The following is a 19,669-nucleotide window of genomic DNA, read 5'->3' as shown; positions in this document are numbered from 1 at the left end:
TCTTCGGACCCTGCGGCCTGCGATCCCCACGGATCTCGAACACTGCAACCCCTGATCACGTCAGGCGTTGCAACGATCCCTAGAACCCGAGCGCAATGCGTTAACAAGGGGCCCTTCCTTACACGTGGCGGTGGGGCCGCCGGGTCAGAACAGCTCGGGGCGGCGCTTGCGGCGCTCGTTGTAGTCCCGCATCCGCTGCGGGTAGCCCATCAGCCGGACGTCGTAGACGGGGATGCCCATCCGGTACGCGAAGCGGCGGGCGCCGTCCGGGCCGTCGATGCGGCGGCGGGTCCACTCGCCGTCGTCGGCGATCAGCATGACGGTGGTCTCGGTCACGGTCGTGCGGGGCTCGATGTACGCCTCGACCCCGCGCCGACTCCGGACGAAGTTCTCCAGATGGTCCAGATCGGCGCGGTCGGCGGCGCGGTCCAGGCTCACGGCGCGCGCCTTCTTGCGTCGTCGGAACAGTCCCACCGGCCGTCTCCCCCAAGCTCCGTCATCGAAGGCAGTGCCCAGCGTACGTGTCTCGGACGTGTCGTTGGGCACCTCACTACGCGGCCTGTGCCCGGTGGTGACAAGATGACCGAGGTGGGGTGTGTCCGTGGCCCCCGCCGTGACCCCCCGAAGCAGTGACGCGACCTGGGAGTTGGACGTGAGCGAGCCGAATGACGCAACCTTCGACATCGTCATCCTCGGAGGTGGCAGCGGCGGCTACGCGACCGCCCTGCGCGCCGTCCAGCTGGGCCTGACGGTCGCGCTGGTCGAGAAGGGCAAGCTCGGCGGGACCTGCCTGCACAACGGCTGCATCCCGACCAAGGCGCTGCTGCACGCCGCCGAGATCGCCGACCAGACCCGCGAGTCGGAGCAGTTCGGCGTGAAGGCCGAGCTGGTCGGGATCGACATGGCCGCGGTCAACTCGTACAAGGACGGCGTGGTCTCCCGCCTGTACAAGGGCCTGCAGGGCATGCTCAAGGGCAACAAGGCGATCACCATCGTCGAGGGTCACGGCAAGCTGGTCGGCAGCAACGTCGTCGAGGTCGACGGCAAGCGCTACACCGGCCGCAACGTCGTGCTGGCCTCCGGCTCGTACGCGAAGAGCCTGCCGGGCCTGGAGGTCGACGGCGAGCGGGTCATCACGAGCGACCACGCGCTGGTCCTGGACCGGGTGCCGTCCTCCGCGATCGTGCTCGGCGGCGGCGTGATCGGCGTCGAGTTCGCCAGCGTCTGGAAGTCCTTCGGGGTCGACGTCACGATCATCGAGGCGCTCCCCCGGCTGGTCGCCGCCGAGGACGAGGAGTCGTCGAAGGCGCTGGAGCGGGCCTTCCGCAAGCGGAAGATCAACTTCAAGGTCGGCAAGCCGTTCGAGAAGGTCGAGAAGACCGACAGCGGCGTCAAGGTGACCATCGCCGGCGGCGAGACCGTCGAGGCGGAGCTGCTGCTGGTCGCCGTCGGCCGTGGCCCGAACACGGCCGGCCTCGGCTACGAGGAGCAGGGCGTCAAGATGGACCGCGGCTACGTGCTGACCGACGAGCGGCTGCGCACCAGCGTGCCGAACGTCTACGCGGTCGGCGACATCGTGCCCGGCCTCCAGCTCGCCCACCGCGGCTTCCAGCAGGGCATCTTCGTCGCCGAGGAGATCGCCGGCCAGAACCCGGCCGTGATCGACGAGGCCGGCATCCCGCGGGTCACCTACTCCGACCCCGAGCTGGCGTCGGTCGGCCTGACCGAGGCGAAGGCCAAGGAGCAGTACGGCGCCGACAAGGTGAAGAGCTACAACTACAACCTGGGCGGCAACGGCAAGAGCCAGATCCTCAAGACGGCCGGCTTCGTCAAGCTCGTCCGGGTGGAGGACGGCCCCGTCGTCGGCGTGCACATGGTCGGCGCCCGGGTCGGCGAGATGGTCGGCGAGGCGCAGCTCATCTACAACTGGGAGGCGTACCCGGCCGAGGTGGCGCAGCTCGTGCACGCCCACCCGACGCAGAACGAGGCCCTGGGCGAGGCGCACCTGGCGCTCGCCGGCAAGCCGCTGCACGCACACGCCTGACCACGACAACCGCGGCGTCCGGCGACGGGCGATGATCCCACCAGGGGAATGAAGGAGTCTTAGAAGATGCCGGTATCGGTCACCATGCCCCGGCTCGGCGAGAGCGTCACCGAGGGCACCGTCACGCGCTGGCTCAAGCAGGAGGGCGACACCGTCGAGGTCGACGAGCCCCTGCTCGAGGTGTCGACCGACAAGGTCGACACCGAGATCCCGTCCCCGGCGGCGGGCGTGCTGAGCCGGATCGTGGTCGGCGAGGACGAGACCGCCGAGGTCGGCAGCGAGCTGGCCGTGATCGCCGGTGAGGGCGAGGCCCCCGGCGGTGGCGAGGCCGCCCCGCAGCAGGAGGAGCCGGCCGAGGAGGCCGCCGAGGCCGCCGCGGAGCCGCAGGCCGAGGCGGAGCAGCCGGCCGTCGAGGAGCCGCGGGCGCAGGCCGCCCCGGCGCCGTCGGGCGGGGGCACCCCGGTCAAGATGCCGGCCCTCGGCGAGAGCGTCACCGAGGGTACGGTCACCCGCTGGCTCAAGCAGGTCGGCGAGACCGTCGAGGTGGACGAGCCGCTGCTGGAGGTCTCCACCGACAAGGTCGACACCGAGATCCCGTCGCCGGTCGCCGGCACCGTCCTGGAGATCAAGGTCGCCGAGGACGAGACCGCCGCGGTCGGCGCGGACCTGGCCGTGATCGGTGCCGCCGGCGCGGCCCCGGCGGAGGCCAAGCCCGAGCCGAAGCCGGAGCCCAAGGCCGAGCCGAAGCCCGAGGCCAAGCCGGAGCCCAAGGTCGAGGAGCCGACCCCGGGCCTGTCGTACAACGAGCCGGCGGCGGAGGCCGAGATCTCGGCGCGGCCGGCGCAGGCCGAGCAGAAGGCGGTGCCGGCGGCCCCGACCCCGCAGCGCCCGGCGGCGCCCGTCCAGGGCGGCGAGGAGGCGGCCGGCTACGTGACCCCGCTGGTGCGCAAGCTCGCCAGCGAGCACGGCGTCGACCTGGCCTCGGTCAACGGCACCGGCGTCGGCGGTCGGATCCGCAAGCAGGACGTGCTGGACGCGGCGGAGAAGGCCAAGGCGGCCAAGGCCGCCCCGGCCCCGGCGCCGCAGCCCGCCGCCGCGGCGGCACCGGCAGCCAAGCCGGCCGCCCGGCCGCAGCCGAGCGCGAAGCGCGGCACCACCGAGAAGCTGCCCCGGATCCGCGCCACCATCGCCAAGCGGATGCAGCAGTCGCTGCACGAGATGGCGCAGCTCACCACCGTGGTCGAGGTGGACGTCACCAGGATCGCCAAGCTGCGGGCCCGCGCCAAGGACGCGTTCCAGCAGCGGCACGGCGTGAAGCTGTCGTTCCTGCCGTTCTTCGCCCTGGCGGCCGTGGAGGCGTTGCAGACCTACCCGATCGTCAACGCCAGCATGGACCTGGAGGCGGGCACGATCACCTACCCCGACGCCGAGCACCTCGGCATCGCGGTGGACACGGAGCGCGGCCTGATGGTCCCGGTCATCCACGGCGCCGGCGACCTGAACCTGGGTGGCATCGCCAAGCGGATCGCCGACCTGGCCGAGCGCACCCGCACCAACAAGATCAGCCCGGACGAGATCGCGGGCGCGACCTTCACGCTGACCAACACCGGCAGCCGGGGCGCGCTCTTCGACACCCCGATCGTGCCGTCGCCGCAGTCGGCGATGCTCGGCACGGGTGCCGTGGTCAAGCGCCCGGTCGTGGTCAACGACCCGGAGCTGGGCGAGGTCGTCGCCGTCCGGTCGATGGTCTACCTGGCCCTGTCGTACGACCACCGGCTGATCGACGGCGCGGACGCCGCCCGCTTCCTGGTCGCGGTCAAGGAGCGGCTGGAGGCCGGCAACTTCGAGGCCGAGCTGGGTCTGTAGTCCCGCACGACGCACAGCGGGCGCCCCGGTCACGGACCGGGGCGCCCTCGTCGTTGTCGATCCGGCTCGGACCTGCACGCCGCCGCCCCGCCAGCCCACCACGCCCGGCGCGTCGCCCGCCCTGCCGACCCCGGGGCCCGCCGTGGCCCGATTCCGGCGCGGCACGGACGGGGCGCTGCGAGAGTGGGTTGGTGGGCGGCTTCCGGTGGCGCGAGCGGTTGGGCCCCGCCGTCTCGATCGCCCCCGGCGCCCGGGTCGACCGGTTCGAGGTCTTCTTCGACCTGGTCTTCGTCTTCTCGTTCTTCATCATCACCCGGACGACCGCCGCCAACATCTCCGGCCGTCAGCTGCTGCACGCCCTGCTGGTGCTCGCCGTGCTCTGGTGGTGCTGGGTGGTGCACTGCGTGGTGGCCACCCGGGTCCGGCTGGGCGAGGGCTTCGTGCCGCTGCTGATGGTCGTCGGCATGGCCGCGCTGTTCTGCTTCGCGCTGTCCCTGCCGCAGGCGTTCGGCGACACGGAGGACGTGGCCGCCGGGCCGACGGTGGTCGCGTTGAGCTACGTGGTGATCCGCGGCGTACACCTGTTGCTGTACTGGCACATCGCGCGGGAGAAGCCCGGCGAGCGTCGGCTGCTGCTGAAGTACTCCCCCGAGCTGACGATCAGCACCCTGCTGCTCACGGCCGCCGCGCTGATCCCGCCGCAGATCGACGACCCGGGCCGGGCCGTACTGGTGCGGGACGGGCTCTGGATCAGCGTCGTCCTGCTCCAGTACGGCATGGGCCTGGTGGCCGGCGCCTGGGGCTGGACGGTGACCTCCGCCGAGCACTGGACCGAGCGGTACGACCTCATCCTGATCATCGCGCTGGGCGAGTCGGTCATCTCGGTCGGCGTCGGCAGCAACCTGATCGGTCAGCCCCCGACCTGGCCCGCGGTGGCGGCGGCGGTGCTCGGCATATTCTTCACCGCCGCGCTGTGGTGGGCGCACTACGACGTGGTCGGCCCGGCCGCCCGGATCGCCCTGCACACGGCCGAGGGCCGAACCCGGGTGGCGATGGCCCGGGACGCGTACGCCTATCTCCACCTGCCGATGATCGCCGGGATCATCCTGTTCGCCCTCGGCGCGGAAGAGGTCGTGCGCGACATCGCCGACCCCCATGTGCCGTACGCCGAGCCGACGCACGGGCCGGGCGTCCCGCTGCTGTTCGGCGGGGTGATCTGCTACCTCTCCGCGAACATGCTGTTCCAGGCGCGCACCCTGCGCACCGTCTACTGGACCAGGGTCGGCGCGGTGCTGCTGCTCGCCGCCGCCATCCCGGTGGGCCTGATGCTACCGGGGCTGGCCACCCTCGCCCTGCTCACCACCATCTGCGTCGGGCTGGTGGGGGTGGAGGTGGTGGTCAAGGCGAAGGAACGCCGCGCGCTGCGCGAGAGGGTCTTCGAGGAGAAGTCCAGCCACGAGGCGTACGAGGCCGCCTGGCGGGCCCGCTGGCGCGAGCCCACCTCAAACGAGCCGTCGACCTGACGCCCCTCGGACTGTCGTCGGTCGTCACCGGCGCCCCCGCCGGGAGGGCCTTCGTCTAGGCTGGCCGGCAGCGTCGCGGTGCACCCGGCAAGGAGACCGCCGAGGGCATGGAGGCGCGGGACAGCATGGGACACACGTGCATCCATCCACGCCGGACGAGCGCCTGCGGGCCTTCGGCAACCAACTGATCGAGATCCACCTCTGGCTCCGCGAGGAGCTCACCCGCATCCGCGACGGGCTGGGCGAGCCCGGCGTACGGCCCCGGGACCTGCGGACCCACTGCCTGGCCTTCTGCGCGGCGCTGACCCGGCACCACACCGGCGAGGACGCCGGGGCGTTCCGGGTGCTGGCCGACCGGGTCCCCGAGCTGGCCCCGGTGCTGCGCGAGCTGGAAGCCGACCACCACGTGGTGGCCGGGATCCTGCACCGGGTCGAGGAGCTGGCCGACGCCGCAGCGCCGCCGGCCGAAATGAGGGCCGAGCTGGACACCCTCGCCGCGCTGCTCGAATCGCACTTCGTCTACGAGGAGAAGAAGCTGGTCGACGCGCTCAACGCGCTGACCGACGGCACCACCGAAGGGCTCCTCGGGGTCCCCGTCCCGCCGCCCGACCCCGAGTAGGTCTGCCGGTAGCAGAATTGTCGGCGTCGGGTTGGCCTGCCGGCGCCGGGGCCGGCAGGGTGGGCGTATGGCGATCTTCTCCCTCCAGGCGACCCCGTCCGACGGCCCGGGCTGGCTGGACCTGGCCCGGCGGGCCGAGGCGGCTGGTTTCGAGACCCTGTCCACCGCCGACCACCCCGGCAAGACGACGTCGCCGTTCGTCGCCCTGGCCGCCGCGGCGGCGGTGACCTCGACGATCAAGCTGGGCTCGTACGTCTCCAACGCCGGGATCCGGGAGCCCATGCTGCTCGCGTCGGACGTGGCCACCCTCGACCTGCTCTCCGGCGGCCGGGCCCGGCTCGGCCTAGGCGCCGGCCACACCCCCGCCGAGTGGCACGCGGTCGGGCGGGAGCGCCCCGACGTCGCCGGTCGGGTGCGCCGCTGCCTGGCCGTCGCCGAGGCCGTCCGCGCCCTGCTCGACGGCGAGGAGGTCACCGTCGACTCCCCCGACCTGGTCGTGCGGGCCGCGCGGCTGGAGACGCCGCGACCGGTGCAGCGGCGTGTCCCGCTCACCCTCGGCACGGCGAACTCGGCGATGCTGCGCTGGGCCGGCGCGCACGCCGACATCGTCGGGCTGGCCGGCCTGGGGCGCACCCTGCCCGACGGCTACATGCACGAGGTGCGCTGGCGCGAGGCGGACATCGAGGCACAGTTGGCCTGCGTCGCTGCCGGGGCGGCCGGGCGGGCCGAGCCGCCGGCGCTGGAGGCGCTCGTGCAGCTCGTCGCCGTCACCGACGACGCCGAGGCCGCCACCGCCCAGTTCGCCGAGCAGACCGGCCTGACCGCCGCCGAGCTGCTGGCCACGCCGTTCGTGCTGGCCGGCACCGAGGACGAGATCGTCGCGGCGGTCGCCGCCCACCGGCACCGCTGGGGCGTCACCCGGTTCGTCGTCCGCGCCGACGCCCTCGACCCGCTCACGCCGGTGCTGGCCCGCCTGGCCGCCGCCGGCTGAGCCACCGACTTTCGGGTACGGGTGAGGCGAGGTCAGGTCGTCGGGTGCTCGGCGACGAACACGCCGACGCCGTGCACTCCCTCCACGAGCCCCTGCATCTGGAGCACGAGGATCGCCTGACGCACGACCGTCTGCGACACACCGTGCTCTTCCTTGAGCTGCGCGGTGGACGGCAGCTTGTCTCCCGGCGCCCACTCGCCTGACTCGATCCGGGCACGGATGTGGTCGGCGAGCTGCGCCCATTTCGGCTTGGCGGGCATTCACACTCCCAGGTCTGCACCGCCATTCGACCATGAACAACTTGGCACGACAAGTAAGGACAAGCTGAGCCTTGCTTTGTACAACATGTCGTGCAAAGCTCTCGTTGACTGGTTCCCAGGTCTGCAAACCCGGAGCTGGTCGTTCCGTGAAACGCGCCCGGCCGGCCCAATCCCCCGAGGTCGGCCGGGTGCCACACCCTGCCCGCCGCACGGCGGCAGGCACCGCCAGCAGGCCCGGGGCGGGTGCCGGGCTCCAGCCGCCCGCGCAACGGCTGCCCCCGCCCGCCTCGGCGCCGCATCGGATCCCCGAAGGAGAGCCGTGCCCGTAATCGACCAGCCGGTGGACGCTATGGAGAAGTGGACGAGTTGGTGGCGCGCGGCAGGCGGCTGGTCCGCGTACCGGATCGGCGGCGCTGACATGGCGGCGAGTCGGCGGCGGAACGGGCAGCCCGTCCCGCTCGCGCCTCGGCACCGGCGGACATGGCGAGGCTGGCGGCGCTGGTGCTCGTGCGGCCTGCGCTGGCGCGCGTGCCCCGACCGGCACCTGTCCGTGCCGACCGAGCCGCCCACCCCGCCGCGCAACACCCGGTGGTGGGACGAGGCGACCCGGGCGAACCCTCAGGTCGGGCGGGTGGGCCGGTTGACGCCCGCGCAGACATGGCGGGCCAACGGCGGTCGCTGGTGACGACCGCCGGACCGCACCTGCCGCTGCGCCCGCTCTGGCTCTGCCGGGGATGCGGCGCGCCGTGGCCCTGCGGCCCCGCGCGACTCACCCTGCTGCGGGAGTACGCCCACGACCGGATCGCGCTGCTGATCCACCTCGGCGGCCTGCTGCACGACGCGGCCGGTCACCTGCACACGCTCAACCCGCACGACGGCCCCGATCCGATCCAACTCTTCGACCGCTTCCTCGGCTGGGCCCTGCCCAGCGATCGTCCGACCACCCGTCCCGGAGCGCCGCCGCGCCCGGCCACGTCGTGACGTAGGTGGCTGACCCCCGCATGGCTAAGCTCTTTCCATGCTGACGCGGCTGGAGGTGCAGGGGTTCAAGAACCTCCTCGACGTGAGTGTCGACTTCGGCCCTTTCACCTGCATTGCCGGCACGAACGGAATGGGAAAGTCGAACGTCTTCGACGCGATCGAGTTCCTCTCCTACCTGGCGACCCACTCACTGACCGAAGCCGCGCAACGGGTACGCGGGACGGCCGGTGCGCGCGGTGGTGACCCCCGTGACCTCTTCTGGGACGGCTACCGTCGAACGGGACATCGACTCACGCTCGCGGCGGAGATGATCGTGCCGGCCGAGGTCGAGGATGAACTCGGCGAACGAGCCCGGCCCGCGGCCACGTATCTGCGTTACGAGGTGACCCTCGGCTACGGACCGTCGCGCGGCGAGCACGGCAGTGGGCGGCTTCACCTGCTCCGCGAAGACCTGCGACAGATCGAGGACCCGTCGGGTCGGATCGCGTTCCCCGCGAGCCCGGCCTTTCTCGGCTCGGTCATCCGGGATCACGGTGGAGACCGGGTCTTCCTGTCCACCGATCGCAAGGGTGTGCAGGACGCTCTGATCAACGTCCACGCCGACGACAACCGGGTGGAGAAGTCCCGGCCGGCCGGCCGGGCCGCGCGAACGGTGTTGAGCACGACCGTCACGGCCGACAACCCGACGGTCCTCGCCGCGCGGAACGAGATGCGGCGTTGGCGCCGTTTGGCGCTGGAACCGTCCGCGCTTCGTACCCCCGACGACGAGACCGGCCCCGAGTCACTCGCCCCGGACGGCCGGCACCTGCCCAGCACGCTCTACCGGGTGGCGCACGCGCCGGACTGGTCCGGCGATCCTGAGCGGGTCTACGCCACGGTGGCGGGCCGGCTCTCTGACCTTGGCGGCGTCGCCGTCGAGGCGTTGGACGTCGAGTTCGACGAGGCGCGTCAGACCTTCACCCTGTTCCTCCAGGAGCGCGGCGGCCTCCGACTTCCGGCCCGGGCGTTGTCCGAGGGAACGCTGCGGTTCCTGGCGCTGTGCGTGCTGCTCGAAGACTCGGAGTTCGGTGGCCTCGTGTGCATGGAGGAGCCGGAGAACGGGATCCATCCCGCGAACCTGCCCGGCGTGGTCCAGCTCGTACGGGACCTCGCTGTCGATCCCACCGAGCCGCCCGGCGACAACAACCCCTTCCGACAGGTCATCGTCAACACCCACTCCCCCGGGGTGGTGCAGCTCTGCGATCCCGCCGATCTGCTGTTGGCCAACGTAAGGCCACGACCGGCACCCGGTGGGGGGACGACGCGGGCACTGTCCCTTCTGCCCTACCGGAAGTCGTGGCGAGCCGTCTTCGGGAGTCCCACCTTCTCCGAGGCGGACATCGTCGCCTATCTCGCCGAGCCGCCGGAAGCCCGCCTCCGCCTTCCCTCGGACCTGATGCCATGACAGACCACTCCTACTCCGGTTTGTTCGTAGCCGAGGGCACCTCGGACGAGCCACTGGCGGAGCACATCGAGTTGCTGTTCCTGTGCCACGGGGTGTCGGTGAGCCTGAGCAGGCCGGACTTCTCCCGGCTCCCCAGGGTCGCCAAGGACGTGGGATCGCGGGTGCGAGCGGGGCTGGCCCTCGCCGGCGGTCCGGTCGACCTGATCGTGGTGCACCGCGACGCGGACAACGCGGGACGGCACGCTCGACAGCAGGAGATCGAGTCCGCAGCGCAGCCGCTGGCCGGTCCCGCAGAGCTCGTGCCCGTCATTCCGGTACGGATGACCGAGGCCTGGCTTCTTCTCGACGAGGCCGCGATTCGCCAGGTCGCAGGCAATCCACGTGGACGCGTGCGTCTGGGCCTGCCGAAGCCGCACCAGGTGGAGTCGATCGCCGACCCCAAGGAAGTCCTCCGCGACTGCCTCCTCGCGGCTGCGGAGGTGACCGGCCGGCGCCGGGATGTGGTGGCGAAGCGGTTCAACCAGCATCGCCGCCAGTTGTTCGAACGTCTGGATCCGGCCGGCGCGATCACCCACCTGGACAGCTGGCGTTGCCTGGTGGCCGACGTCGACGCCGTGGTCAAGCGATGGCGCTCGGTCGGCAGCTGACCGAGGGCCGTACGCTCGCCCGGGGCGCGCTCGGCTGGCTGCTGGCCCGCAGCCCCCGGACGGTGACCGGCTCTACACGTCCGGCTCGGCGTCCGTACCCGAAGATATGAGCATGCGGATCCTCATGGCCGGCGCGTCCGGCTTCCTCGGCACCCGGCTGGTCGACCGGCTCACGGCGGACGGGCACCAGGTCACCCGACTGGTCCGACGGCCGCCGCGCGCCCCCGACGAGCGGCAGTGGGACCCGTCCGCCGCACAGCTCGACCCGGCGACGGTGGCGGAGGCGGACGCGGTGGTCAACCTGGCCGGCGCGGGCGTCGGCGACCGGCGGTGGAACGACGGGTACCGGCAGGTGATCCGGTCGAGCCGGGTCGACACGACCACCGCCCTGGCGATCACCATCGCCGGGCTGCCCGACGGCGACCGGCCGAGGGTGCTGCTCAACTCCTCGGCGGTCGGCTGGTACGGCAACACCGGCGACCGGACGGTCGAGGAGGACGCCCCGGCCGGCGAGGGCTTCCTGGCCGACGTCTGCCGGGTCTGGGAGGCCGCGACACGCCCGGCCGAGGACGCGGGCGTACGCGTGGTGCGGTTGCGCACCGGGCTGCCGCTGCACCGCGACGGCGGGCTGCTGAAGCCGCAGTTGCTGCCGTTCCGGCTGGGGATCGCCGGCCGGCTCGGCAGCGGCCGGCAGTGGCTGCCGTGGATCTCGCTGGTCGACTGGCTGGACGCCGCGGTGTTCCTGCTGGCCCGCGACGACGTCGCCGGGCCGGTCAACGTGGTCGGGCCGGCCCCGGTGACCAACGCCGACTTCACCCGCGAGCTGGCCCGGCAGTTGCGCCGGCCGGCGATCATCCCGATCCCGGCGCTGGCGTTGAAGGTGGCGCTCGGCGGCTTCGCCCACGAGGCGCTGACCAGCACCCGGGTCCTCCCCGGCGTGCTCACCGAGGCCGGCTTCGCGTTCCGCCACCCCGATCTGGCCGGCGCGCTGCGCGCCGCGCTGCGCGACTAGGGTCCACGACGCGGGCCGGACGCCCGGCGGGCGTCCGGCCACGGTCGGCGCGGCGGGGTCAGCAGCCGACGACCCAGTGGTTGGGGCCGGTCTGCTTGAGGGTGCTGGTGTAGAAGGTGTTGTAGAGGCCCATCCGCTGGTTCGAGCCGTTGGCGTAGGCGTAGCCGCCGGACTGGTAGGCGCGGCCGGCGCCGACGTGGGCGTAGTTGCTGGCGGTCACGCAGGTCGGCGCGGTGGTCGGGCTCGCCGTCGGGGAGGCCGTGGGGCTCGCCGTCGCGGTCGGGCTGGGCTGGGTTCCGCCGTCCAGGCCGAAGAAGACCGCGTCGTGGTACGCGGAGCAGATGGTGTCCAGGATGTACGGGGCGGTGGTGCCGCACTGGTCGGCGGCCGAGCCGGGGTCGACCGGGGTGCCGTGGCCCATGCCGGCGATCCGGTAGACCCGCACGTCGTTGTTGCCGTACACCTCGAGGCTGGTGTTGGCGGGCAGCGACGCGGTGCTGGTCGGGGTCTGCGAGACGCCCCGGACGTTGGTCCACTGGTCGCGCAGCTCGGTGGCGTTGGCCGGCACGACGGTGGAGTCCGAGGTGCCGTGCCAGATGGCGACCCGGGGGCGCGGGCCGGTGTGCCCGGGGTGGGCGGCGCGGACCAGGTTGCCCCACTCCTGCGGGGTCTTGTTCACGCCCTGAAACTGGCAGGCGTTGGTGGTGGCGGGCGGCGAGCAGCGGTACGGCAGGCCGGCGACGACGGAGCCGGCGGAGAAGACGTCCGGGTAGGTGGCGAGCATGACCGCGCTCATCCCCCCGCCGGCGGAGAGCCCGCTGACGAAGACCCGGCCCGGGTCGGTGCCGTAGTTGTTCCTGGCGTAGTCGACCATCTGCTTGATCGACAGCGCCTCGCCGGAGCCTCGCGTGATGTCCTGCTCGACGAACCAGTTGAAGCAGCTCAGCTGCTGGTTGGCGCTGGACTGCTGCGGCACGATCAGGGCGAACCTCCACTGGTCGGCGTACTTGCGCCAGCCGGAGTTGGCGAAGTAGCCGGAGGCGTTCTGGGTGCAGCCGTGCAGCAGCACGACCGCCGGCGCTCCGGCCGGCAGGTTGTCCGGCCGGTACGCGTACATGGCGAGGTTGCCGGGGTTGGAGCCGAAGCCGGTGACCTGGGTGAGGGTGGCGGCCTGGGCGGGGGCGGCGAGGACCAGCCCGGCGACCGCACCGGTCAGCCGGGTGAGCAGGGTGAGCAGGGACGAGCGGCGCACGGGGGCCTCCTGGGACGGATTGTGAACTGGGTCACCCGCGAATTGCCGCGACGTTACGTCGATGTGTCGATGGTGTGACATGGGCCACGGTCACACATTCGCTGTCGGGAGGATGTGCGTCCTGACCGGCGTGTCCAGGTCCGGTTGGTAACGTCCGCTGCGTGCCGACCTCCCCGTCCCTGGCGCCCTCGCCGGCCTCGCCGCCCCGTGTCGTCCGCGACCGCCGGGCCGACCTGATCGTGGCGCTGGTCGCGCTGGCGCTCGCCGTCTGGGTGACCAGCGGGCTGTGGCGGGACCCGAACGTCCGCGCCATCACGGTCAACTCCAGCGACCAGGCGCTCTTCGAGTGGTTGCTGGCCTTCGGCGGCCACACGGTGACCCACGGCGACGACCCGCTCTTCACCCACCTGGTCAACGTCCCGGACGGGGTGAACCTCGCGGTCAACACCTCGATCACCGTGTACGCGGTGGTCTTCGCCCCCCTGACGTACCTGATCGGGCCGCCGGCCACGTTCCTGGTGATCCTCACCCTCAACCTGGCCGCCACCGCGCTCGCCTGGTACTGGCTGTTCTCCCGGCACCTGGCCCGCAGCCCGCTCGCCGCCGCGATCGGCGGATTGTTCATCGGCTTCTCCCCCGGCATGGTGTCGCACGCCAACGCCCACCTGAACTGGACCGCCGGCTGGTTGGTGCCGCTGCTGGTCTGGCGGACGTTCGCCCTGCGCCGCTCCCGGCGCCCGCTGCGCGACGGCGCGATCCTCGGCGCGCTCGTCGCCGTCGCCTTCTCCATCGCCGCCGAGGGGCTCTTCTTCACCGCGCTGGCGCTCGGCGTCTTCGTCGCCGTCTGGGCGCTGCGCCCGGCCCACCGCGCCGAGGCCCGGGCGGTGCTGCCGACCTTCCTGCGCGGGCTCGGGGTGACCGCCGTGGTCGCCGGGGTGCTGCTGGCGTACCCGCTCTGGCTGCACTTCGCCGGCCCGCAGCGCTTCCACGGCACCGGCTTCGACGCGGTCATCCACTCCGAGGACGTCGTCGCGTTCGGGGCGTACCCACGCCGCTCGCTGGCCGGCGAGGTGGGGCTGGGCACCCGGCTGGCGCCGAACCCGACCGAGGAGAACTCGTTCTTCGGGATCCCGCTGCTGCTGCTCGTCGTCGCCTGCTTCGTGGCGCTGTGGCGCCGGGCCGACGCGGGCCGGCGGGCGACGCTCTGGGCGCTGGGCGTGACCGCCGTGGTCTTCACGGTGCTCTCCTTCGGCCCCGAGGCCAAGGTCGACGGGCACCGCGCCGACCTGCCGATGCCGTTCGACCTGCTCGGGCACCTGCCGGTGATGAACGCCGCCCTGCCCGCCCGGCTGGCGCTGGTGGTGGCGCCGGTGATCGGGGTGCTGCTCGCGTACACCGTCGACCGGCTGCGGGCCGATCCGCCCCGGCGCCGCCCGGTGCGGCTGGCCTGGTGGGCGGGGTTCGCGGTGGCGCTGGTGCCGCTGCTGCCGACCCCGCTGCTGACCATCGAACGCGAGCCGATCCCGCGCTTCATCACCGCCGGCACCTGGCGCGAGTACGTCTCCCCGGGCGGGGTGCTGACCCCCGTGCCGCTGACCCTCGACGTCTATCCCGACGGGCAGCGCTGGCAGGCGTACGCGCTGGCGCACCGGCAGGGCGAGTTCGCCATCCCCTCCGGCTTCTTCCTCGGCCCGGGCGGCCCGGACGGCCGGGGCCGGATCGGCCCGCCGCCGCGCCCGTTCAGCGCCATGCTCGACGAGGCCGGTCGGAGCGGGCTGGTGCCGATCATCACCGAGGGCAGCATCCAGGAGGCCCGCGCCGACCTGCGGCACTGGCGGATCGAGACGGTGGTGCTGGCCGACGAGGTGCACGGGGCGAAGTGGCCGGTCGACGAGGACGCGATCCGCCGCACCGTGACCGCGTTGCTCGGCCCGCCCGAGCGGGTGGACGACGTGTGGCTCTGGCGCGTCCCGCAGGGCTGAGTCCCGGTCCACGTCGTGAGCGGCGTCACCGGAGGTGACCGGCCGGTACGGGTCTAGGCTTGGCGGCGTGAGCACGACGACTTCCGGCCTCACGGCCGTCCGCGCAGGCCTCCTCGACTACCAGGCCGCCTGGGACGAGCAGCGCCGGCTGCACGAGTCGGTGGTGGCCGGGGAGCGCGGTGACACCGTGCTGCTCCTGGAGCACCCGAGCGTCTACACCGCCGGCAAGCGCACCGAGCCGTGGGACCGGCCCATGGACGGCACGCCGGTGGTCGACGTCGACCGGGGCGGCAAGATCACCTGGCACGGCCCGGGGCAGCTCGTGGGCTACCCGATCCTGCGGCTGCCGGACCCGGTGGACGTGGTCGCCTACGTCCGCCGCACCGAGCAGCTGCTGATCGACGTCTGCGCCGAGTTCGGGCTGGCCGCCGGCCGGGTCGACGGGCGCAGCGGGGTCTGGGTGCCGGAGGACGACCGGGGCCCGGCCCGCAAGGTGGCCGCCATCGGCATCCGGGTCGCCCGCGGAGTCACCCTGCACGGCTTCTCGATCAACTGCGACTGCGACCTGGGCCACTTCGACCGGATCGTGCCCTGCGGGATCCGCGACGCCGGGGTCACCTCGCTCACCGCCGAGCTGGGCCGCCCGGTCACCGTGGCCGACGTGCTGCCGGTGGTCGAGCGCCACCTGCCGGCCCTCGTCGCGGCCTGACCGTGCGGATCGACCTCGTCACCGTCGTCGTCGCCGAGTACGACCCGGCCATCGACTTCTTCACCGAAGTGCTCGGCTTCGAGCTGGTGGAGGATTCGCCATCGCTGACCAACGACGGCCGCCCGAAGCGCTGGGTCGTCGTCCGACCGCCCGGCGCGCAGACCGGGCTGCTGCTGGCCCGCGCCGACGGGGAGCGGCAGGCGCAGGCCGTCGGCGACCAGGTCGCCGGCCGGGTCGGCTTCTTCCTCCAGGTCGACGACTTCGACGCCACCCACCGCCGGATGGTCGAGGCGCGCGTCGAGTTCGTGCGGCCGCCGCGCACCGAGCCGTACGGCCGGGTCGCCGTCTTCCGCGACATCGCCGGCAACCTCTGGGACCTCCTCGGCCCGGCCTGACCGACAGCGGGACGCGCCCCCACTCACGCTGCCCCGGCCTGACCGCCGACGGGCACCGGGCACCCGCTCACGCCCCGGCGGTCAGACCTGATCGGCCGGTTCGGGCGGGTGCTCCGGCGGCGCACCGCCGCGGCGCCGGAGCCAGGGCTGGCACAGGACGACGGCCCCGCCGATGGCGGCGCCGATCACCGTCTCGACGCCCCGGTCGAAGAGCAGCGACCCCACCGGGCGGGCCGCCGCGAGCTGACCCATCAGCAGGGCCATCGGCGTGATGAACAGCAGCGCCAGCCCGTAGTTGCGCCCCACCAACAGCTCGGTGACGATCTGGAGCGCCGCCACCACCAGGACGGTGGCGACCGGCGAGAACCCCGGCGCGAGCAGGGCCGCGCTGGTCAGCAGCCCGAGCAGGGTGCCGACGATCCGGTGCCCGGCGCGCACCAGCTGGGCGGTGACGCCCCGGGCGCTGAGCGGTACCACCGCCGCCACCATCGCCCAGTACGGGTGCCCGATCCCGATGGCCGTCGCCGCGCCGCCGGCCAGCACCACGGCGACGGCGTAGCGGACCGGCTCCCAGGTCCACACGTGGCGCAGCCGCGCGGGCCGGCTCCGCTGCCGCCGCAGGACACTGCCGACGGCGCCGACGAGCAGCGCGAACAGGCTGCTGAGCCCGGCCACGGCCGCCGCCGTCGGCACGTCGGAGACCGCGTGCGGCACCGACGCCGCGGCGCCGAACCCGAAGACGAGAAAGAGCGGTCCCGGCGGGTGCCAGTCCTGCGCGGCGGCGAGCACGGCACCCGCCGCCGCGACGGCCGCCGCGGTCGGCACCGCGACCCACGCGCGCGACTCCAGGGAGCCGACCAGCACCCCGAGCACCACCGACGCGGTGAGGGCCGCCCCGGCGCTCGCCTGCATCGCCGCCCGGGACAGGTGCACGTGGTTGCGCCCGTAGAGCGAGGTGAACGCGCCGAACGCGGCGTACAGGGACCAGTCCGGGTGGCCGGCCGCCAGCACCGCGAGCAGCGGCACGAGGACGCTGACGCCGGCCCGCAACGCGACCCGGTGGGTACCGTGTGCCTCGCGGAGGTGCAGCAGGTCGCGCAGCGTCGCCCGGAACCGCTCGCCCATCACCTTCCACCGCACCCCCGCTCCTTCATATACCGCTACGGGGTGAGCCGGTGCAGGTCGCGGGGGAAGGCGGTCACCTCCCGGACGTTGGCCGCGCCGGTCAGCCGGGCCACGAAGCGCTCCAGCCCGATGGCGAAACCGCCGTGCGGCGGCATGCCGTGCCGGAACGCGTCGACGTAGCCGGCGTACGGGTCGACGGGCTCGCCGCGCGCCGCGAGCGCCGCCAGGTAGTCGGCGTGCCGGTGCAGCCGCTGCCCGCCCGTCACCAGCTCCAGCCCCCGGAACAGCAGGTCGAACCCGTTGGAGTACGCGGGCCGTGCCGGGTCGGGATGGGTGTAGAAGGGCCGCTTCGCCATCGGGTAGCCGGTGACGAAGAGGAACTCGGAGCCGTGCTCCCGCCGCGCCCACTCCCCCAGCGCCCGCTCGTGCGCCGGGGCGAGGTCCGGCTCGTCGGCCGGCGCGCCGGCGATCTCCAGGGCCTCGGTGAAGTGCACGGCGGGGATCTCCGCCGGCACCTCGGGGGCCTCGACGCCGAGCGTGGCGAGCGCGGAGCCGGCCCGCCCGCGTACCGCGTCGAGCATGCCAGCCACCGTGTGCCGCAGCACGGCCATCACGTCCCGGTGGTCGGTGACGAAGCCGAGTTCGGCGTCGAGAGAGGTGTACTGCGCCAGGTGCCGCACCGTGTCGTGCGGCTCCGCCCGGAACACCGGCCCGACCTCGTAGACCCGCTCGAAGACGCCGACCATGAGCTGCTTGTAGAACTGCGGCGACTGGGCCAGGTACGCGGGCCGGCCGAACCAGTCCAGCGCGAACACGTTCGCCCCGCTCTCGGTGGACGAGCCGACCACCTTCGGTGTGTGGATCTCCACGAAGTCGCGGGCGTCCAGCGCGGCACGGAAGCCGGCCACCGCCGCCGCCGAGACGCGCAGCGCCGCCGAACGGGTCGGGTGGCGCAGCGCCACGGGCGCGTGGTCGAGCTGGGTGGGCAGGCTCGCGGTCAGCGCCGGCCGGTAAAGGTCGAACGGCGGCGGCACGGCGGGCGGGCCGAGCGGTCGTACGGTCGGCTCGGCGACCTCGACCCCGGCGGGAGCGGTCGGGTTCGCGACCACCGTGCCGGTGACCTCGACGACGGTCTCCTCGGTCAGTTTCTCCAGGTCGGCGCGGACGGCCGGGTCGGCGACCACCACCTGGGCGAGGCCGGCGGCGTCCCGGACGATCAGGAACGCCACCGACTTGAGCAGCCGGCGGCGGTGCGCCCAGCCGGCGATCCGGACGGTTGCGCCGACATGGGCGGAGAGCTGGTGGGAAAGGATGCGTTGCACGGCGGTTACCTCCTCGATCAATCGCAACGCGATCCCCGGGAGGTGTGGGCGAGCGGGAGCCTCGCGGTGCCACCACACCTTCGCCCCCGCTGACGGGGGCCTCGTTTCGTCGCCTTTTCACCGGGGCCAGCCGGGCGGGCTCTACTTGGCGTGGTTAGGAAGGGCCCCCTCCTCTACCGGAGGCGTTAGAAAGGTGCCCTTCCTTACACGTCGTTCTTCCCGCAGCTCGGGAGGGTCTTCGCGGTCCGGCGCCAGACCGCCTCACAGCAACCGGCGGCTCTCTCGGCTGGCGGATCGGGCCGCTACTCGGCTCCGTCACAGCTCTGCCGGGAACCGTAGCACCCCGCCGGCGCCTACTGTGACGCGATTTTCCCGCCTCCGGTGTCCGGCGTCACAAGCCTTCCGGCGTGACGCCGGTCGCCCGCGGTACATCGACGGCGGCCGTCGGGCGTAGGCTCGGTTTTGTGACGATCGAGCACTCCGCGCCGACGACCGGCCAGGTAGCGCGCACCGCGACGCCCGCCCCCGAGGGGCGGCGTCTGCTCCGCATCGAGGCGCGCAACGCCGAGACGCCGATCGAGCGCAAACCGCCGTGGATCAAGGTCAAGGCCAAGATGGGACCGGAGTACACCCAGCTGCGCGGGCTCGTCTCGCGCGAGGGGCTGCACACCGTCTGCCAGGAGGCCGGCTGCCCCAACATCTACGAGTGCTGGGAGGACCGGGAGGCCACCTTCCTCATCGGTGGCGACCAGTGCACCCGGCGCTGCGACTTCTGCCAGATCGACACCGGCAAGCCGGCCGAGTTCGACGCCGACGAGCCGCGCCGGGTGGCCGAGTCGGTGGTCTCGATGGGCCTGCGCTACGCGACCATCACCGGCGTGGCCCGGGACGACCTGCCCGACGGCGGCGCCTGGCTCTACGCCGAGACCGTCCGGCAGATCCACGCCCTCCAGCCCGGCTGCGGCGTGGAGCTGCTGATCCCCGACTTCAACGCGGTCCCCGAGCAGCTCGCCGAGGTCTTCGGCGCCCGCCCGGAGGTGCTCGCGCACAACGTGGAGACCGTGCCGCGGATCTTCAAGCGGATCCGGCCGGCGTTCCGCTACGAGCGCTCGCTGGACGTGATCCGGCAGGCCCGCGCCGACGGGCTGGTCACCAAGTCCAACCTGATCCTGGGCATGGGCGAGGAACGCGCCGAGGTCTCCCAGGCGCTGCGTGACCTGCACGACGCCGGCTGCGAGCTGATCACCATCACGCAGTACCTGCGCCCCTCCCCGCGGCACCACCCGGTCACCCGCTGGGTGAAGCCGGAGGAGTTCGTCGAGCTGCGCGAGGAGGCCGAGGAGATCGGCTTCGCGGGCGTGATGAGCGGGCCGCTGGTGCGCTCGTCGTACCGGGCCGGCAGGCTCTACCGGCAGGCGCTGGAGGCCCGCGAGGACGCCCCGGTCACCGCGGGCTGACCCACCCGGCCGGCGCGCCGGCACCGCCGCACGTCGCGAC

19 protein-coding genes are annotated in these 19,669 nt (G+C 73.0%); 14 read left to right on the top strand and 5 right to left on the bottom strand.

The annotated features are described in order from the left end of the window. Positions 1–144 precede the first annotated feature (144 nt). Entirely contained in the window at positions 145–474 is a 330-nt protein-coding gene (locus tag AB0G14_RS28280; RefSeq protein ID WP_357702497.1) for a hypothetical protein, read from the bottom strand. A gap of 139 nt (positions 475–613) precedes the next feature. On the opposite strand from AB0G14_RS28280, the gene lpdA reads away from it, so the two are divergent. From lpdA to AB0G14_RS28255, 5 genes are all read left to right on the top strand, one after another. Continuing rightward, positions 614–2,044 carry a dihydrolipoyl dehydrogenase gene (lpdA, locus tag AB0G14_RS28275; RefSeq protein WP_350707894.1) on the top strand — a complete coding sequence of 477 codons (1,431 nt, stop codon included), beginning with the start codon at positions 614–616 and terminating at the stop codon, positions 2,042–2,044. 66 nt (positions 2,045–2,110) lie between these two features. Continuing rightward, positions 2,111–3,910: a 2-oxoglutarate dehydrogenase, E2 component, dihydrolipoamide succinyltransferase gene (gene sucB / locus AB0G14_RS28270; protein WP_357702495.1), complete on the top strand. Its 1,800-nt coding sequence runs from the start codon at positions 2,111–2,113 to the stop codon at positions 3,908–3,910. A gap of 191 nt (positions 3,911–4,101) precedes the next feature. Then, positions 4,102–5,433 (top strand): low temperature requirement protein A, encoded by a 1,332-nt coding sequence (locus AB0G14_RS28265; protein WP_357702493.1) that lies wholly within the window; start codon positions 4,102–4,104, stop codon positions 5,431–5,433. A 136-nt stretch (positions 5,434–5,569) separates the two neighbouring features. Then, entirely contained in the window at positions 5,570–6,052 is a 483-nt protein-coding gene (locus tag AB0G14_RS28260) for a hemerythrin domain-containing protein (protein WP_357702491.1), read from the top strand. Between the two features lie 67 nt (positions 6,053–6,119). Beyond that, positions 6,120–7,043 (top strand): TIGR03621 family F420-dependent LLM class oxidoreductase, encoded by a 924-nt coding sequence (locus AB0G14_RS28255; protein ID WP_357702489.1) that lies wholly within the window; start codon positions 6,120–6,122, stop codon positions 7,041–7,043. 32 nt (positions 7,044–7,075) lie between these two features. Here the strand turns inward: AB0G14_RS28255 and AB0G14_RS28250 are convergent, their stop codons facing one another. Further along, a complete protein-coding gene (locus AB0G14_RS28250; RefSeq protein ID WP_357702487.1) occupies positions 7,076–7,303 on the bottom strand; it encodes a winged helix-turn-helix domain-containing protein in 228 nt (75 codons plus the stop codon). Positions 7,304–7,622: 319 nt separating this feature from the next. Between AB0G14_RS28250 and AB0G14_RS28245 the strand changes: the two genes are divergently transcribed. From AB0G14_RS28245 to AB0G14_RS28225, 5 genes are all read left to right on the top strand, one after another. Continuing rightward, positions 7,623–7,988 (top strand): hypothetical protein, encoded by a 366-nt coding sequence (locus AB0G14_RS28245; RefSeq protein ID WP_357702485.1) that lies wholly within the window; start codon positions 7,623–7,625, stop codon positions 7,986–7,988. Next, positions 7,961–8,284 (top strand): hypothetical protein, encoded by a 324-nt coding sequence (locus AB0G14_RS28240; protein ID WP_357702483.1) that lies wholly within the window; start codon positions 7,961–7,963, stop codon positions 8,282–8,284. Before AB0G14_RS28245 ends, AB0G14_RS28240 begins: the two co-directional genes overlap by 28 nt. 37 nt (positions 8,285–8,321) lie before the next feature. Then, the gene (locus tag AB0G14_RS28235; RefSeq protein ID WP_357702481.1) at positions 8,322–9,728 is read left to right on the top strand and encodes an AAA family ATPase; all 1,407 of its coding nucleotides are present in this window, start codon (positions 8,322–8,324) and stop codon (positions 9,726–9,728) included. A gap of 71 nt (positions 9,729–9,799) precedes the next feature. Beyond that, the gene (locus tag AB0G14_RS28230) at positions 9,800–10,375 is read left to right on the top strand and encodes a hypothetical protein (protein WP_357702479.1); all 576 of its coding nucleotides are present in this window, start codon (positions 9,800–9,802) and stop codon (positions 10,373–10,375) included. A gap of 112 nt (positions 10,376–10,487) precedes the next feature. Next, positions 10,488–11,387 carry a TIGR01777 family oxidoreductase gene (locus AB0G14_RS28225; protein ID WP_357702477.1) on the top strand — a complete coding sequence of 300 codons (900 nt, stop codon included), beginning with the start codon at positions 10,488–10,490 and terminating at the stop codon, positions 11,385–11,387. A 58-nt stretch (positions 11,388–11,445) separates the two neighbouring features. On the opposite strand, the gene AB0G14_RS28220 is transcribed toward AB0G14_RS28225, so the two are convergent. After that, the gene (locus tag AB0G14_RS28220; protein WP_357702475.1) at positions 11,446–12,639 is read right to left on the bottom strand and encodes a PHB depolymerase family esterase; all 1,194 of its coding nucleotides are present in this window, start codon (positions 12,637–12,639) and stop codon (positions 11,446–11,448) included. A gap of 161 nt (positions 12,640–12,800) precedes the next feature. Here AB0G14_RS28220 and AB0G14_RS28215 point away from each other — a divergent pair, with 161 nt between their 5' ends. From AB0G14_RS28215 to AB0G14_RS28205, 3 genes are all read left to right on the top strand, one after another. Next, positions 12,801–14,621 (top strand): DUF2079 domain-containing protein, encoded by a 1,821-nt coding sequence (locus tag AB0G14_RS28215; protein WP_357702473.1) that lies wholly within the window; start codon positions 12,801–12,803, stop codon positions 14,619–14,621. 67 nt (positions 14,622–14,688) lie between these two features. Further along, a complete protein-coding gene (lipB, locus tag AB0G14_RS28210; RefSeq protein WP_357702471.1) occupies positions 14,689–15,330 on the top strand; it encodes a lipoyl(octanoyl) transferase LipB in 642 nt (213 codons plus the stop codon). A gap of 2 nt (positions 15,331–15,332) precedes the next feature. Then, positions 15,333–15,725, top strand: a complete 393-nt coding sequence (locus AB0G14_RS28205) for a VOC family protein (RefSeq protein WP_357702469.1) — start codon at positions 15,333–15,335, stop codon at positions 15,723–15,725. Positions 15,726–15,806: 81 nt separating this feature from the next. Here the strand turns inward: AB0G14_RS28205 and AB0G14_RS28200 are convergent, their stop codons facing one another. Next, the gene (locus AB0G14_RS28200; protein WP_357702467.1) at positions 15,807–16,865 is read right to left on the bottom strand and encodes an FUSC family protein; all 1,059 of its coding nucleotides are present in this window, start codon (positions 16,863–16,865) and stop codon (positions 15,807–15,809) included. 20 nt (positions 16,866–16,885) lie between these two features. Further along, a complete protein-coding gene (aspS, locus tag AB0G14_RS28195; RefSeq protein ID WP_357702465.1) occupies positions 16,886–18,172 on the bottom strand; it encodes an aspartate--tRNA(Asn) ligase in 1,287 nt (428 codons plus the stop codon). Positions 18,173–18,579: 407 nt separating this feature from the next. Here aspS and lipA point away from each other — a divergent pair, with 407 nt between their 5' ends. Further along, entirely contained in the window at positions 18,580–19,629 is a 1,050-nt protein-coding gene (gene lipA, locus AB0G14_RS28190) for a lipoyl synthase (protein WP_357702463.1), read from the top strand. The last annotated feature ends 40 nt before the right edge of the window (positions 19,630–19,669 follow it).

The organism is Micromonospora sp. NPDC023814, assembly GCF_040639595.1.
GTDB lineage: Bacteria > Actinomycetota > Actinomycetes > Mycobacteriales > Micromonosporaceae > Micromonospora.
This window is presented reverse-complemented; position numbering and strand designations above follow the sequence as displayed.